This is a genomic window from Saccharophagus sp. K07, assembly GCF_014336955.1.
In the GTDB taxonomy this organism is placed as follows: domain Bacteria; phylum Pseudomonadota; class Gammaproteobacteria; order Pseudomonadales; family Cellvibrionaceae; genus UBA5868.
In genome coordinates, this window is record NZ_QRAI01000001.1 from 85,591 (window position 1) to 101,455 (window position 15,865).

Below are 15,865 nucleotides of genomic sequence, written 5' to 3' on the forward strand. Positions count from 1 at the left end.
GTGGATGGAGCCGCATTGTAATGCCTGACGGCGCGATTCAGGTGTTATTTCTCCCACGCAAAGGGATAAATGAATAAAATAAATGTTTTCCTTTCAATCAATGAGAATTGCTCATGATAGAGCGCTCCCACCTGGATATTCTTCTTGCGCTTGATGCCACCGGAACCTTGGCCGAGGCGGCGGAGCGGCTGCATCTTTCCCAATCGGCCTTATCTCACGCAATTCGCAAGCTGGAAGACCACGCGGGTGTCGAAATCTGGCGCAAAGAGGGGCGGCGACTAAGGCTGACTCAGGCGGGACGTTATTTGTTGGGGGTGGCGCAGCGGGTGGTGCCGCAGCTGAAAGAGGCGGAGACCGTGTTGCGCGGTTATGCCGAGGGACGCCAGGGCAAGTTGCGCATCGGCATGGAATGCCATCCCTGTTATGAGTGGCTGTTGACGGTGGTGTCGCCGTTTTTGCAACGCTGGCCGTTGGTGGATTTGGATGTGGTGCAACAATTCCGTTTTAACGCTCTGGAAGCACTGCTGAATCACCAAGTTGATCTGGTCATTACCAGCGACCCGCTGGACAATCCTGCATTTCTCAACCATCCCGTGTTTGCATATGAATTGATGCTGGTGTCGGCGCCGGGTTGGCGACCGGACCGGACAGATTGGGTCTGTCCGGAAGATTTGTGTGAAGCCACCTTGATCACCTTTCCGGTGGCGCGGGAACGTCTGGATGTGTTTACGCGATTTTTATTGCCCGCGCACTGTGAACCGAAAAAACATCACCAAGTAGAAGCGACCGAAATCATGATTCAACTGGTCGCCGCGGGACGCGGCGTGTGCACACTTCCCGGTTGGCTGGCCGATAAATTTCGCTCTCAATATCCTCTCGCTGTGCGCTCACTAGGGGCGTCTGGTGTGCATAAACATCTCTATTTGGTGTTCCGTCAGGAAGATGCGCAGATCGCCTTTTTGCAGGATTTTCTGCTTCTCGCTCAGCAGTAAAACCTATTTGTATAACCAGCGTTTGCAGGCGTTTTGGCAAGCGGTTTTTCGATGCCGTAGGGTGCTGATAATACCGAGCAGGATCGGCATCAACCTGGGCATCACCAAATAGATAAAAATCAGCGCCGGTCGGCCAACTCCAACCGTGCGAAAGAAAATTCACCAGTACGGGTGGAAGCTCGCTGAAGCCGTGCACTAAGTTGGCAAATTGTGGCGGTCGTACAAAGTCCACAGGTGAAACAGAAAAATATGAAAAATCGCGAAAAAGCGAATGCCCGTTAGCGCTGGGAGCGTTTGGGATTTTTTGTCTGTTCGAACGATCGAGTTCGTTTCCATAGCCCTCCCTGGGCGATCGAAAGCGAGTCACGCTACGTAACTTATTAAATCCTCAGAATGTTTCTGGCCATTTTCGTTTGTTCTTTAGCGAACAGAGTTTATCCCGCAGCGAAAACCACCATGGCTGTCTGGGCAGATTGCATACACGCGGCCTAAAGGCAGATCTATTCACTAACAATCTCTCCCCAAATCGCTGCTCGTGGGGTAACAATCGGAGGTGGCAAATGAGTGATATCTCAATTCTGAGAGATTCCGATTTTCCCCATGTTCGCTCCCTGGATGTGAGTTGCTATCGCATTCCCACGGATGGCCCGGAGGGCGATGGCGCGTTGCGCTGGAGTGAAGTCGAGTTGGTGGTGGTACACGTCAATGCCGGAGGGCTGGTCGGTATGGGGTACAGCTACACCGCGGCCCAACCGGCAGCGCGGCTGATTTTCGACAAGCTCGCGCCGGTCATAGTTGGCCAATGTGTCTATGACATTCCCGCGCTCTGGCGCGCCATGAACGAACAGTTGCGTTACATAGGTCGGCCGGGATTGGGACTGATGGCTATTGCCGCTGTCGACCAAGCGTTGTGGGATCTTAAAGCGCGCCTTTTGGATATTCCCTTGTCCGCACTCTGGGGGCGGGCGCGGGCCAGTGTGCCTATTTACGGCAGCGGAGGCTTTGTGACCTATACCGCCGCGCGCCTGCAGCGCCAGCTTGAAGGATGGCTAGAGCAGGGGTTGAACGCGGTGAAAATCAAAATCGGCGACAACCTGGATGAGGCGGATTCCCGCGTGGTCTTGGCTCGTGAGGTTATCGGCCCTGGCGTCGACTTGATGGTGGACGCCAATGGCGCCTGTCGTGCGCGCGACGCTTTGGCGTTGGCGGAATGCGTGGCGGAGCAGCAGGTTTGTTGGTTTGAGGAGCCCGTTCCCGCGGAGGACTACGAAGGCTTGCGCTGGGTGCGCGACCGGGTGCCGGATGATATGGCCATAGCCGCAGGTGAATACGGTTGGGACGGTTATTACTTTCGCCGCTTATTGGAAGCCAAGGCGATCGACGTCTTGCAGGTGGACGCAACCCGCTGCGGTTATACGGGTTTTCTGCACGCTTCCGAATTGGCATCTGCTTTCAATATTCCCGTCTCCGCTCATTGTGCACCGGCGCTGCATATTCCTCTGTGTGTGGCGGTGGATGGCGTTCGCAACGTTGAATATTTTCATGATCATTCGCGGGTGGAAGCCATGTTGTTCGACAGTGGTGACAGCCTGCACGACGGCGCTTTATGGCCGGACCTGGACCGCATAGGTCACGGCATTGAATTGCGACGCAGTGACGCGGAGCCTTATCGAATTTAAACCGAATAGCGGAGGCGCAGCCGGTGACAGGCAGGCCGAATCGAAGTGGCCCAGAACAAAAAAGAGAAGTGGTGGTAATCACCGGTGGTTCCGGCGGCGTAGGACGTGCAACCGCTGTGCGTTTTGCCCAGCAAGGTGCGGCTGTAGCCGTGTTGGCGAGGGGGGCTGAAGGACTCGCAGGCGCGGTTAAGGAAATCGAAGACGCGGGTGGAATTGCTTTGGCGATCGAAGTGGATGTTGCCGATGCGGATCAAGTGGAATCAGCCGCGGAGCATGTGGAAGCCCTGCTCGGACCCATCGATATCTGGATCAATAATGCCATGGCCACGGTATTTTCCCCGTTTATGGATATCACCCCTGACGAATTCCGCCGTGCCACCGAGGTGACCTATCTGGGATCCGTGTACGGCACTTTGGCTGCTCTGCGTCGCATGCGACCGCGCGGGCGCGGCACTATTGTGCAAGTGGGCTCCGCGTTGGCTTATACCGCTATTCCGCTGCAATCGGCTTATTGTGGAGCCAAGTTTGCGATGCGCGGTTTTACCGATGCCGTGCGCGCTGAACTACTGCACGACAAAATTCCCATTCAGATCACCATGGTGCAACTTGCCGCATTCAATACACCCCAATTCGACTGGGGGCGTCACAAGCTGCCATATCGACCACAACCCGTGCCGCCGGTATTTCAACCAGAAGTTGCAGCTGAAGCGATTGAGTGGGCAGCTCATCATCGAAAGCGCGAACTTTGGGTTGGCTTTCCAGTGGTGAAAACCATAGTCGCTACCCTATTACTGCCAGGTTTGGTGGGGCGACTGGCAGCCAAAGTCGGCTGGGACGGTCAGTTCGATCGACAGGGCCCACCGCCGGATCCGAATCGGCCGGACAATCTATTTCAACCCATAAAAAAGGATATCGGCGCCCATGGTCGCTTCGACGCTATTGCCAAAGATGCCAGCATCGAACTGTGGCTGGCTCTGCACAGGGGCAAGCTGGCGTTGGGAGTGTTGATAGCGATTGTTTTGGGAGTGGCGGTATTCGCTCTCGTCGATTGAGGTCCATGTATGGTTGAGCAAGGAGAGGTTCCTGCCGGACGGCGCATCGAAGATTATGGGTTGATCGGCAATCTCCACACGGTTGCTTTGGTGTCTCGCGCAGGCTCAATCGATTGGTTCTGTCCTGGCCGTTTTGATTCTCCCGCCTGTTTTGCCCGCCTCTTGGGCGATGACCGCCACGGTTATTGGGCGATCGAGCCTATTGGTGAAGCACAGACAGAGCGCGCTTATTTAGCCGATAGCCTGTTATTAAAAACCACCGTCCGCTCCAAACATGGAGTAGCTGAGCTGCTGGACTATATGCCGGTGCAGTCGGATTGCCATTTGGTGCGTCGCATTCGCTGTTTGCAGGGGCGAATGTCTCTGCGCTTTATTTGCTCACCCAAATTTCAATACGGGCGGGATCAGGTGGAAGTGGTGCAGGAGGAGGGCGGATTTATTTTTCGCGCTGATGATATTTGGCTGAGGCTGTCGCCAAATCCAGCATTAAAACCAAGGGGTGATGGTTCTGTGGTAGGTGATATCGCCCTGACAGAAGGTGACGATTTCCAATTTGTGTTGAGTCACTGTTCTCCCCATCAATCATTTGAGCCTTTGGCTGACCCAGCGGCTGCGCAAGAACAATGTTTAAGCTGGTGGACCACTTGGGTGTCGCAATGCACCTATAAGGGGCCTTGGCGCGACGCAGTGGTTCGATCGCTTATCACGTTAAAAGCCCTGATCTATGCACCGACCGGCGCCTTGATTGCCGCTGCCACAACCTCACTGCCGGAAGTGCCGGGCGGTTCGGCTAACTGGGATTATCGCTATACCTGGCCACGCGATGCGGCATTGGTGTTCGATGTATTGTTGCGCTCGGGATATCCCCACGAAGAGGAAGAGTGGCGCGACTGGTTGGTGCGGGCGGTGCGCGATTCCAATTGTGAATTGAAAACCCTCTATACCGCCGACGCACAACTTAAGACAGATGAAACCACTCTAGACTGGTTGCCCGGTTATGGAGGCGCCCAGCCTGTGCGCATTGGCAATGCGGCGGGAGAGCAATTTCAACTCGATCTGCGCGGCGAAGTGATCGACATGTTGCATCTGGTGCGCAAAGAGGGACAAACGCTCAAGCCGGAAATGTGGCGACTGCAATGTCACTTGTTGGGACGTTTACACGAGGAATGGCGCAAGCCGGACACGGGCATTTGGGAGTCGCGGGATTCGCCCAAGCATTACGTTCATTCCAAGGTTTTTGCCTGGGCGGCGTTTGTCCGTTCTCTTCACGATGTCGAGGCATACACTTTGGAAGCGCCAGTGGATGAATGGCAAAAAGCCTGCGACGGCATTCGCGAGGAAATATTAAATAAAGGACTCGACCCATCCGGCCGCTATTTCGTCCGCTTTTACGGCGACGATCAGGTGGATGCCAGTTTGTTGATGATTCCATTGTTGGGGTTTTTACCGCCGGACGATCCGCGAATCGTTGCAACCGTCGCGGAAATAGAACGTCATTTTTGCACTGCTGAGGGCTTCGTTTATCGCAATCCCTTATCGGAATACACCGGTCGCGAAGGGGCTTTTATTCTCTGCACTTATTGGCTGGCGGATTACTACATGATCGCAGGCAATGAAGCAAAAGCGATTCGGTTGTTTGAAACCTTGTTATCGATCCGCAACGATCTGGGATTGTTGGCGGAGCAATACGACCCGGTTAATAAAACTTTTCTCGGCAATTTTCCCCAGAGTTTCAGCCATTTGAGTTTGGTGAAAAGTGCACTGTTAATCGGCGCGCATCAGAAAGTGGAATTTAGTGGCGACGGCGACGCATAAAAACTCGGGTTACAACCAGCCTGCCTTTTTAAAGCGGTAATACAAGTAACCGCACACAGACCCGACGATTCCCAGTGCGAGTGGATAACCGAACATCCAATCCAGTTCCGGCATATGGGTAAAGTTCATCCCCCAAATTCCGACAAAGACGGTAGCTGCACCGAAAATTGCGGCCCAGCCAGCAAGCCGTTTGCTCACATCGTTTTCTTCAATCGCTACCATGGAAAGGCTCACTTGAATGGCCGTGGAGATGGTATCGCGAATGGCATTGATGGAAGTATTGATGCGTTGCAAGTGGTCGTGCACGTCGCGGAAATATTCCTGGGTGCCGGCGCAGACAATCGGCACTCGGCCACCGTGCAAACGGCCGACGGCATCGATCAACGGGCCGACAGCGTGTTTGAGTTGTGTGGTTTTGCGCTTGAGATCGTAAAGCTGTTCGATATTGGCGCGCTGGGATTTTTGCGCGAATATTTTTTCTTCAATGGCATCCAGTTCAGATTCCAGCGCTTCGATAACGGGAAAATAGCGGTCCACTACTGCGTCCATTAAAGCGTACAAGACGAAGGCAGGCCCTTTGCGCAGCTGGTGGGGTTCGCGTTCACAGCGGGCGCGCACACCGAGAAATCCCTGCTGGCTGCGGCTGCGCACGGAAAGCACGTAATTTTTTTCCACGAAAATTGCCACTTCGCCGACGTTCAATTCGCCGTCGATAACTTCTATGGTGTGCAGCACCACGAAAATGGAATCTCCATATTCTTCGATTTTAGGACGCTGATGGCCGTTGCGGGCATCTTCCACGGCGAGTTCGTGCAGGCCGAACTCCGTTTGCATTTGCGTGAGTTCTTCGGGGTCTGCGTCTTTTAATGCAACCCAGACAAAACATTCCGGTTTCTTGATGTAATCGCTGATTTTATCCACGGGCACATCACGCAGTCTTTTTCCTTCCTGGTAGGCGACGCAATTAATCAGCATGGGATTCTCCGGGCGAGACGTTCGTTGAAAAATAAGGCAAATCCTAGGAACAGACGGTGCGCATCATAACATCCATGTGGAGTGAGATTGGCACAACCTTTGATGACCGCAAAGCGACTGCTTGAATTCTTTGAAAAAACAACCGCCTCGAAATGGCCAATTGATTATGGTTGAAAATATTACAACCCTCATTGAATTGATCGAAAAAATCACGGACGTGGTGGAAGATCAGGAGACAGTAACATTAAAAACAGTGCTGGATTCGATTGGAACCCGCTCTTTGGGGCCGCTGTTATTGTTGGCAGGATTAATCACGCTCGCGCCTATCATAGGCGACATTCCCGGTGTGCCGACCGTGATGGCCCTTGTAGTGTTATTGATTGCCGGGCAATTGGCTTTTCATCGCAAACACCTCTGGCTGCCGCAGTGGCTGCTTAAGCGCTCAGTTTCGAAAAGCAAAATGCAGAAGATGCTTGATTGGTCGCGCAAGCCTGCGAGGTTTGTCGACCGTTATACCTATCCGCGCCTGACATTTTTGGTGGAGGGATGGGGACAGCGAGCGGTGGCGTTGATGTGCATCGTCATTGCGCTGGCCATGCCGATCATGGAGATAGTGCCGTTCAGCGCCAACTTTGCAGGGTTGGCGCTGGCTTCTTTCGGCCTGGCACTGATTTCCCGCGACGGCGCGCTGGCATTAATCGCGCTCGCGGTAATTGCCGCTTTGGTCGCTTTTGTGATTTACCAGTTTGCTGGATAAATCAGTAAGCGGTTAATTACGCTGCCTGCTCGCTGGTGCGGCGCGGCGGCTCGTAACTGATGGGAGCTGTCGTTTTTATCGCCAATTGATCGGCGTATTCTTCGCAGGCTGCAATATAAGCGGCGCCTGCACGGCAGCGGATGGACTGGGCGAATTTCACGAATTCATCTTTCTCTATGACGACTTCGACCTCAGCCAGGGATTCCCAAAAGGCGATATCGCGGTTGCTTTCTATTTCGCACCAATAAAGCCGGCACTGTTCTGTGCGCTCAACGATTTTTTTGCCATTTTCGGTGCGCAGTACGCTGCCTTCTCGAGTCGCCGGTAAGCGACCGCTGGTGCGCAGATATTCGATGATATTTTTGAGGGCGGGGTGGAAGCGTTCGATGTGGACGTCGATCAGGCGGCCGCGCGGGCCAGAATTTTTGGAAGTGGCTTCAATGCCGAGTTTTGCGTGGCTTTCACTAAAAAGCCGCAATGCCAAGAATAATCTCACAAGCCGTCTCCGGTTTAATTCGAATTATTTTTTCTGCCGTCGTAATCTGTATTAACTTATGACAGCATTTAAAACTGCGTTCTCCGGCAAAGCTTGCGCTTGTTGCGCCTGTTTAGCGGAGGGTATGGAGCTCAGTTCTGAGTCAAAGATTAGACTCGTTTTTTGATTCCGTGTGCGGGCCACTTTTGATTCGTGCGTTGCCACGACACGCGAGCGGCTTTAAACGAAATTTTTAAATGCCGCGCTGCGGGCGCATCACGTCGGTAACTCGGCGCGCACTTAAGTGGGTCTGCATCAGAAATCGAGATAGGTGAGCTGCAGTTTCGTTTGCTGTCGAACAGTGGTTCGGGTCCATGCAAACAAAAAAAAAGCCGACTGTGTCGGCTTTTCCTTAATTGGTGCCCAGGAGAGGACTTGAACCTCCACGGCCGCAAAGCCACTAACACCTGAAGCTAGCGTGTCTACCAATTTCACCACCTGGGCGAGGGCGCGCAATATAAAACGGCCGAGTAGGCTTGTCAACACTGCTGTATACTGCCGCTCATCGTTTCGTTACCACGGCAGTCGTTTGCCGGGTGAGACGACTTCCGCGGGTTATACTTCAGTTATCGCCTGTGGTCACATTTAAAAGGACACAACTTTGACGAAAAAACCGACCATTCACGATCCCTACGCGGAGCGCGAAGCGCGCAAATATGCCAATCCCATTCCCAGCCGCGAGGTTATCCTCGACCTCTTGGACCACTCCGATGGACCCCTGCCGCGGGAGGTCATAGCCGAAAAGCTCGGTATTTATGACGAGGAGTCGCAGGAGGCGCTGCGGCGCCGTTTAATAGCCATGGTGCGCGATGGCCAAATAGTAGGCAATCGCAAAGAGCGCTTTGGCCGAGTCGATCGAATGAATCTGGTGCGTGGTCGGGTTCAAGGACATAGGGACGGATATGGCTGGGTGCTGACGGGCGATGGCAGTGAAGATATTTACCTACCCAATCGTCAGATGCGGCGCGTTTTTGATGGCGACGAAGTGTTAGTTCGCTTGGGCGAGCGCGGTTTTCGCGGGCGTAAAGAGGGCTCGATCGTCGAAATTCTCGCGCGCAACACACACCAGCTGGTGGGACGCTACCGCGTTGAGCGCGGAGTGCATTATGTGCGCCCTGACAATCCGCGCATCGTACAAGACATCATCATTCCTTCTGACCAGACCAAAAATGCCAGGCCCGGTCAATTGGTGGTGGCGGACATTATCGAATACCCAGAACGCGACAATCTCGCCATCGCCAGTATCGTCGAAGTGCTCGGTGATCATCTGGCACCGGGGATGGAAATCGATGTGGCGATTCGCAGCCACGGCATTCCGCATATCTGGCCGGCGGAAGTGGAACGCCTTGCGGCAGCTCTTCCTAGCGAAGTCACTGAAAGCGATAAACAAGGGCGATTCGATCTGCGCGATTTGCCGTTGGTGACCATTGACGGAGAGGATGCGCGCGATTTTGACGACGCAGTTTATTGTGAGCCGAAAAAAAGCGGCGGCTGGCGTTTGTTCGTGGCCATCGCCGACGTCTCGCATTATGTGCAAGTGGGTGACGCACTCGATAAAGAGGCAGCGCTGCGCGGCAATTCGGTGTACTTCCCGGATTATGTAGTGCCCATGTTGCCCGAGGCTTTATCCAACGGACTTTGTTCGTTGAATCCGCATGTCGATCGTCTCTGCATGGTGTGCGAAATGACCATCAGCGCCAAGGGGCGCATTACCGGCTATCAATTTTACGAAGCGGTTATGCACTCCCACGCGCGTCTCACTTATACCCAGGTGGGTCAGGTGTTGGCGGAAAGGGGCAAAGTGCGCAGCGGTGTCCGGCAGCAATTTCACCATGTGGTGAAACAGCTGGATGATCTGCACGATTTATATCAGGTGTTGCGCGAAGCGCGCGAACAGCGCGGCGCGATTGATTTTGAAACCGTCGAAACGCGCATTATTTTTGACGAAAACCGCAAGATCAAAAAAATTGTGCCGGTGCAGCGCAATGACGCGCATAAATTGATTGAAGAATGCATGCTGGCCGCCAACGTCTGTTCGGCCAAATTTCTCGAACAGCATAAAGTGCCTGCGTTGTATCGAGTGCACGAAGGACCAAAAGAGCAAAAACTGGAATTATTGCGCGAGTATCTCGCTGGTTTGGGGCTGGGGTTGCGCGATCGCGTTCAGGTGACGCCGCGGGATTATCAGGAAGTTTTGCAAGCCATCGAAGGTCGGCCGGATGCACATCTGATTCAGACCACTATGTTGCGCAGTATGAATCAGGCGGTGTATCAGCCGGAAAATCGCGGGCATTTCGGTTTGGCGTATGACGCCTATACCCATTTCACCTCGCCAATTCGCCGCTATCCCGATCTGCTTGTTCACAGGGCGATTCGTTCCATTATCCGTTCGGAAAAAGAGAGCAAAAAAGTTCGCCGCCATCCGGAGGCAAAATTGTTGCCGTTGGTGCAAATCTATCCCTACAGCGTCGACGATATGCAGGTATTGGGCGAGCAGAGCTCGATTACCGAACGGCGTGCAGACGAAGCTACGCGTGATGTGGTGAGCTGGCTTAAATGCGAATACTTGCAGGACCGCGTAGGGGAAGTGTTTGACGGTGTTGTGTCGTCGGTGGTGTCCTTCGGTTTATTTGTCGAATTAAAAGATCTGTACATCGAAGGTTTGGTTCATATCACCAATTTGCCGTCGGATTATTACGTGCATGAGCCTGCCCGCGGACGTTTGATCGGCGAGCGCACGCGCAAGGTTTTTGCTTTGGGCGATGAATTGCGTGTGCAGGTAGTAAACGTCAATCTGGACGAGCGCAAAATTGATTTCGAAATTGTCGAGATAAAACCCGGCAAGAAAAAGAAAATTTTCGTTTCTGAAACTGCCAAAGCACTGGCTCAGGAATATCAGGAAAAAACTGCGCGCAAGGTAAGGAAAAGACCTAAAGAAGAAAAAGTCCTAGGCAAAGCGCCTGCGCCATCCAAATCCGCAAAGGTAGAAAAGGCGTCGAAAGCTGATGCTGGGAAAGCCAAAGGGAAGCCCGGCGCGGCCAAAGGCTCCGCTGGCAAAGTGAAAGCGGATAAAGCAAAAACCGGTAAAGCGCAAGCCGGAAAAACCAAAGTGGCTGTTAAAGCCAAGGCTGGAGTTAAAAAACCAACTGCGCCAAAATCCCGCTCCGTTAAAAAGTCGCGCGCCTCACGTCGCTGATTAAAGGTTCCTTATAGTGAAACACGAATACGTTTTCGGCCTGCATGCCGTGCAGGCCCTTTTGAAAAGCGCGCCTCAACGCGCGGAAGAATTGCTGGTGTTGCGCGGGCGCGAAGACCAGAGAGTACAGAAAGTCATGCAGCAGGTGCGCGATTTGGGAATTCCCGTGCGTTTGCAAACACGAGCGGAATTGGACGCTCTGTGTGATGGTAATCACCAGGGCGTTATTTTGCTGGCCCGGCCGGGCAAGTTGCACGACGAAGGCTTTTTGTGGGAATTGCTCGCCGAATTGCGCGAACCGCCGTTCTTGTTGATTCTCGATGGTGTCACCGATCCGCATAACCTGGGCGCCTGTTTGCGCAGCGCGGACGCCGCTGGTGTGCAGGCTGTGATAGTGCCGAAAGATAATTCCGCTGGCATGAATGAAACCGTGCGCAAAGTGGCGTGTGGCGCAGCGGAAACCGTGCCATTGATTCCGGTCACCAATCTCGCACGTACTATGAAGCAACTGCAGGATCAAGGTGTTTGGATTATAGGTACCGCTGGTGATGCGCCAGTGCCGGTGTTCAAGGCACCTTTAACCGGTCCGTTGGCCATCGTAATGGGCGCGGAAGGCACAGGTATGCGGCGTTTGACGCGCGAACATTGCGACCACCTGGTTTATATCCCTATGGCGGGTAGCGTATCGAGCCTGAACGTTTCGGTAGCGACGGGTATCTGCTTGTTCGAAGCCGTTCGCCAACGCCAGCCGAAATCCTAAAACACCCGATCTTAAAACGTAGCTAATCATAAAAAGTAATAGCCCGATTTTTGTTGGAGATTTTTACATGCGCATCGCCATGTTCAGCAGCAAGCCCTATGACCGCTTATTTTTTGAAGTGGGATCAAATGAACATGTTATTCATTATCTGGAGCCGCACCTTAATGAGAAAACGGTAAGTCTTGCTGCGGGTTTTGACGTTGTCTGCTGCTTTGTCAACGACACTTTGAGCGAGCCAGTGCTGGAGCAGCTTAAGGAACAAGGCGTGAAATTGGTGGCGCTGCGCTGTGCCGGTTATAACAATGTCGACTTGGCTGCGGCAAAACGTTTGGAGCTGCCAGTTTGCCGCGTGCCGGAATATTCACCTCACGCGGTGGCGGAGCATGCGGTGGGTTTGATCCTGGCGCTCAACCGCAATATCCACCGAGCCTACAACCGAATCCGCGAAAACGATTATTCGCTCCACGGCCTGATGGGGTTTGATCTTTATGGCAAAACCGTCGGCGTCATAGGAGCGGGAAAAATTGGTCGCGCCTTTATCGACATCATGCTCGGTTTTGGCTGCCGGGTGCTGGTTCACGATATGGTGGAAGATCCGCAGCTCGCTTCGCGCGTGGAGTATGTTGGACTGGAACAGTTGTGGCCCGAGAGCGACATCATCTCACTTCATTGTCCTTTGACGCCGAGCACCCATCATCTGATCAATTCTGACGCCATCGCCAAGATGAAGCGAGGCGTGATGTTGATCAATACCAGTCGGGGCGGATTAGTGGATACTCTGGCCGTCATCAAAGGTCTGAAGAGCGGTGAGATAGGCTATCTGGGGCTGGATGTCTACGAAGAAGAGGCTGACTTATTCTTTGAAGACCTGTCCAACCAAGTGGTGCAGGACGATGTATTCGCGCGTCTGACGACCTTCCCCAATGTCATCATTACCGGCCACCAAGCTTTTTTCACCCGCGAAGCCTTGGAAAAAATTGCTGAGGTGACATTGAACAATATCAGTGCGTTTGCGGTCGGCGATACGGCCAGTATGACGCTGGTGGTCTGATGGTGCATTGTTCGGGTAAAACCCGTTAAGAGGTATTTTTATGAAATTACTGAGCGCATCTTTGAGTTTTATCTTGCTGGGGCTGACAAGCATTGCGTCGGCCGACGACAGCCAGATTTGTTACGAGATGTATCCGCCGGGTGCCTACAGTATCGATGAGCGCAATCTATTGATACGTGAATGTCTGAAGGCGTATGCGCCGGACCCGGTTGAGCAGGACAACTACAGCGAGCCCGCCGTTTCCAATGATGAGCCAAATTATTACGAAGGCACGGTTGAAGACTTCGTCAACGAGCAGCCCAGCGAATAAGGCTTATTGAAACTCAACGCCTTGGCAGTGCTTCTGGAGAAAGCCGCGAATGGCTTTGGTCACTAAAATCTCATCAGCGTCGGGATTGGCTCCCGTCATGGGCGGCAAACGGCGCTGCACATAATTTTCATAACGCATCTGTTTGGCTTTCTGACGTCTTATTTGCGCCTCCTGACGCGCTTCCAACGACAGGTCCGAAAACACATCAAACGTTGGCACCTGGGGGTGCTGCAGTAAATCGGTCAAGGGCGGCAGCGATGTGTCTGCCGGTAGACGCGGATTCAGCAGAACTACAGCCCGTATAGCCCGCTCGATGATCGCCTTGCGCTTGGAATCTGCCGAGGTGATCGGCGTTGGTGGGACGGCGGTTTCCAGATACTGCAGGGCCCAGAGCGTGCTTATGTCCTCCCCCAACAGCACCAGATTGAACTGCCCCTGCTGGTGGAGAAAATCTGTTCCTGCTTGAATCCGCTGTTGAATCTGCCCCATTACTTCTTTCCGCGTAGGTTTTGCCGGGGGCTCTTGGGCCGGTGCCGCTGTTTCATTTGTTGCAGTTTCATCCGGGGTACTGTCACCGACGTCCAGGTCGTTAACACTTGCAGTGTTATCACCCGGCACGTCTTGTTCTGGCGATGTTGCGCCCGCTGAGGCTGTTTCTGCCGTGGTTTCTTTGGGCGGGTTTGGTTTTTCCGGTCGCTTGGGAATCGCGGGCGGAGGTAGATCGGGCAGTTCTACGCTCAAGGTGGCCCAACCGTGCACTGGTAAATATTGATGCAGGCGCTGCATAGTGCTTTTCCAACGCGGATGTTGACCCTGCGCGTGCAGCAACAGCACTGCGCCGCGAGGATTGCCGCTCTGGTCTGGCTGCCAGAATGCAGGTACGGATTTGTCGCCAACCTGCAGCCACACAGTCGACGGTGGCCCTTTTAGCTCGGTGAGCAACTGACGCTGGGTGTTTTCTAAACGAATGGGGACCGGTAGATTAGCTGGCGCGCTTGGAGTAGAAATGTCGAGTTCTTCCGGCGTCGCTTGTGGCGCAAGCGGAGCGTCCGGCTCTTGAGCTGCTATGGTTGCAAAGGTAAGCGGCATAATTGAAAGGAGCAGCCCAAGGAGGAGCGGGAGCTGTCTGCGTGGTGCCGAGTGTTTAGCGCGGGACATAACCATTACAATGCCGATACTTTTTACAATCAGCTTGGTCGCAAGGTCATGAACATGCAAGCAACCCGCAGTTTTTATATTGCGCCTTCCATCCTATCTGCCGACTTCACACGATTGGGAGAAGAGGTTGATGCGGTGATTGCCGCCGGAGCAGACCTGATCCATTTTGACGTTATGGACAACCATTACGTCCCCAACCTCTCCTTCGGTCCCATGATCTGCGAGGCGCTCACCCGCAAAGGTGTGAGCGTGCCTCTGGACGTGCATTTAATGGTGGAACCGGTGGATGAGCTGATCAGCCAATTTATCAAGGCTGGTGCGACCTACATCAGCTTTCACCCAGAGGCGAGCCGCCATATTGACCGGTCTCTGGAGCTGATTCGGCAGGGCGGATGCAAGGCGGGATTGGTGCTCAATCCGGCGACTCCGCTGAGTCTGATTGAGCCGGTTTTGCACAAGCTCGACATGCTTTTATTAATGTCGGTAAACCCGGGATTCGGCGGCCAGCCATTCCTGCCCTATGTGCTGGATAAAGTGCGTCAGGCGCGCCTATTGATTGATGAAAAGCGGCTGCCCACGCGCCTCGAAGTCGATGGTGGCATAAAAGTTGATAACATTCGCGCTATCGCTGATGCGGGAGCTGACACCTTTGTGATGGGGTCTGCCATTTTCGGTACGCCGGATTATGGGAAGACATTTGCAGCCATTCGCAAAGCGCTGGGAGCGGGTGGCTAGCAACTTCAGCGGCAGACTCGGCCATTTTTTGGTCGTTTTTGCCCAGTTGGTCAAGGGTTTAGCAAAGAGCGCAAGGTTTAGAATCTTTTACAAGAAACTCTGGTTTGCCGAAAAGTGGCGGGAAAAGAGTTGCTGCGCCACTGTTTACAGCGCTCTATACTGGCTGCCCCATGCCACCAAGAAGGTGGGAAGAGATCCAAATTTGAGGAGCATATATGAAGAACTGGTTGTTTCTGAGTTTTCTTGTGTTGTTGTTTAGCGGTTGCGCATCAAACTCTGCAGTAAGCAAAATACCAACCCTTACAACGGCCACGGAATCTGAATACACCATAGGTGTGGGTGACCAACTGGCGGTCCAAGTGTGGAAATCTCCGGAACTCTCTCTCAATGTGCCGGTGCGACCTGATGGAAAAATCTCGGTTCCTCTTATCGGCGACGTTGTTGCTGCCGGCCATACCACTAAAGAACTTTCCGCCAACTTGGCTCAAGGATTCTCAGAATACGTTCGCAACGCCCAGGTTACCGTCATAGTGCTCAACCCTTCGAGTGGTGAATATCTGCGTCGAGTACGTGTAACTGGGGCGGTCGCCAAGCCTCTAAGTCTGCCCCACCAGCAAGGTATCACGGTGCTGGACCTTGTGTTGGAAGCCGGTGGGCTCACGGAGTTTGCCAGCGGTAACAAGTCCAAATTGTTTCGCAGGGTAGGGGACAAAATGGAAGTCTATCCGATCTACTTGGACGATATTTTGCAGAAAGGACAACTCGAAACCAATTACATACTGGCGCCTTCAGATGTGGTGACTGTGCCGGAGAGAAGTTTTTAATTGACCTCGGTCTTTTGCAGGAGCTG

The 15,865-nt window shown here is 53.4% G+C and carries 14 protein-coding genes and 1 tRNA gene; 11 read left to right on the top strand and 4 right to left on the bottom strand.

All coding sequences use genetic code 11. From position 1 onward, the window contains the following. Window positions 1-113: 113 nt before the first annotated feature. The 4 genes from DWB84_RS00400 to DWB84_RS00415 all read left to right on the top strand — a co-directional run bounded on the left by DWB84_RS00400 (window position 114) and on the right by DWB84_RS00415 (window position 5,538). On the top strand, window positions 114-992 hold the full coding sequence (locus DWB84_RS00400; RefSeq protein ID WP_187407791.1) for a LysR family transcriptional regulator: 879 nt from the start codon (window positions 114-116) through the stop codon (window positions 990-992). Window positions 993-1,552: 560 nt separating this feature from the next. Continuing rightward, window positions 1,553-2,671 carry an enolase C-terminal domain-like protein gene (locus tag DWB84_RS00405; RefSeq protein ID WP_187407792.1) on the top strand — a complete coding sequence of 373 codons (1,119 nt, stop codon included), beginning with the start codon at window positions 1,553-1,555 and terminating at the stop codon, window positions 2,669-2,671. A 23-nt stretch (window positions 2,672-2,694) separates the two neighbouring features. Further along, complete coding sequence (locus DWB84_RS00410; RefSeq protein ID WP_187407793.1) at window positions 2,695-3,723, top strand: SDR family oxidoreductase; 1,029 nt, start codon at window positions 2,695-2,697, stop codon at window positions 3,721-3,723. A 9-nt stretch (window positions 3,724-3,732) separates the two neighbouring features. Then, window positions 3,733-5,538 (top strand): glycoside hydrolase family 15 protein, encoded by a 1,806-nt coding sequence (locus DWB84_RS00415; protein WP_187407794.1) that lies wholly within the window; start codon window positions 3,733-3,735, stop codon window positions 5,536-5,538. Window positions 5,539-5,547: 9 nt separating this feature from the next. Here the strand turns inward: DWB84_RS00415 and corA are convergent, their stop codons facing one another. Then, window positions 5,548-6,513: a magnesium/cobalt transporter CorA gene (gene corA, locus DWB84_RS00420; protein WP_187407795.1), complete on the bottom strand. Its 966-nt coding sequence runs from the start codon at window positions 6,511-6,513 to the stop codon at window positions 5,548-5,550. A 166-nt stretch (window positions 6,514-6,679) separates the two neighbouring features. On the opposite strand from corA, the gene DWB84_RS00425 reads away from it, so the two are divergent. Then, window positions 6,680-7,270, top strand: a complete 591-nt coding sequence (locus DWB84_RS00425; protein WP_187407796.1) for an exopolysaccharide biosynthesis protein — start codon at window positions 6,680-6,682, stop codon at window positions 7,268-7,270. A 16-nt stretch (window positions 7,271-7,286) separates the two neighbouring features. Here the strand turns inward: DWB84_RS00425 and DWB84_RS00430 are convergent, their stop codons facing one another. Beyond that, a complete protein-coding gene (locus DWB84_RS00430) occupies window positions 7,287-7,766 on the bottom strand; it encodes a hypothetical protein (protein WP_187407797.1) in 480 nt (159 codons plus the stop codon). Between the two features lie 396 nt (window positions 7,767-8,162). Further along, window positions 8,163-8,249, bottom strand: a tRNA-Leu gene (locus DWB84_RS00435). A gap of 157 nt (window positions 8,250-8,406) precedes the next feature. On the opposite strand from DWB84_RS00435, the gene rnr reads away from it, so the two are divergent. The 4 genes from rnr to DWB84_RS00455 all read left to right on the top strand — a co-directional run bounded on the left by rnr (window position 8,407) and on the right by DWB84_RS00455 (window position 13,122). Continuing rightward, a complete protein-coding gene (rnr, locus tag DWB84_RS00440; protein ID WP_187407798.1) occupies window positions 8,407-11,001 on the top strand; it encodes a ribonuclease R in 2,595 nt (864 codons plus the stop codon). 16 nt (window positions 11,002-11,017) lie between these two features. After that, complete coding sequence (gene rlmB / locus DWB84_RS00445) at window positions 11,018-11,761, top strand: 23S rRNA (guanosine(2251)-2'-O)-methyltransferase RlmB (protein WP_187407799.1); 744 nt, start codon at window positions 11,018-11,020, stop codon at window positions 11,759-11,761. A gap of 67 nt (window positions 11,762-11,828) precedes the next feature. Continuing rightward, window positions 11,829-12,812, top strand: a complete 984-nt coding sequence (locus DWB84_RS00450) for a 2-hydroxyacid dehydrogenase (protein ID WP_187407800.1) — start codon at window positions 11,829-11,831, stop codon at window positions 12,810-12,812. 40 nt (window positions 12,813-12,852) lie between these two features. Next, window positions 12,853-13,122 carry a hypothetical protein gene (locus tag DWB84_RS00455; protein WP_187407801.1) on the top strand — a complete coding sequence of 90 codons (270 nt, stop codon included), beginning with the start codon at window positions 12,853-12,855 and terminating at the stop codon, window positions 13,120-13,122. Window positions 13,123-13,125: 3 nt separating this feature from the next. Here the strand turns inward: DWB84_RS00455 and DWB84_RS00460 are convergent, their stop codons facing one another. Beyond that, on the bottom strand, window positions 13,126-14,286 hold the full coding sequence (locus DWB84_RS00460) for a DUF3530 family protein (protein WP_370589630.1): 1,161 nt from the start codon (window positions 14,284-14,286) through the stop codon (window positions 13,126-13,128). 42 nt (window positions 14,287-14,328) lie between these two features. On the opposite strand from DWB84_RS00460, the gene rpe reads away from it, so the two are divergent. Next, window positions 14,329-15,015, top strand: a complete 687-nt coding sequence (rpe, locus tag DWB84_RS00465) for a ribulose-phosphate 3-epimerase (RefSeq protein WP_222867969.1) — start codon at window positions 14,329-14,331, stop codon at window positions 15,013-15,015. Between the two features lie 215 nt (window positions 15,016-15,230). Next, complete coding sequence (locus tag DWB84_RS00470; RefSeq protein ID WP_187407803.1) at window positions 15,231-15,839, top strand: XrtA/PEP-CTERM system exopolysaccharide export protein; 609 nt, start codon at window positions 15,231-15,233, stop codon at window positions 15,837-15,839. Window positions 15,840-15,865 lie beyond the last annotated feature (26 nt).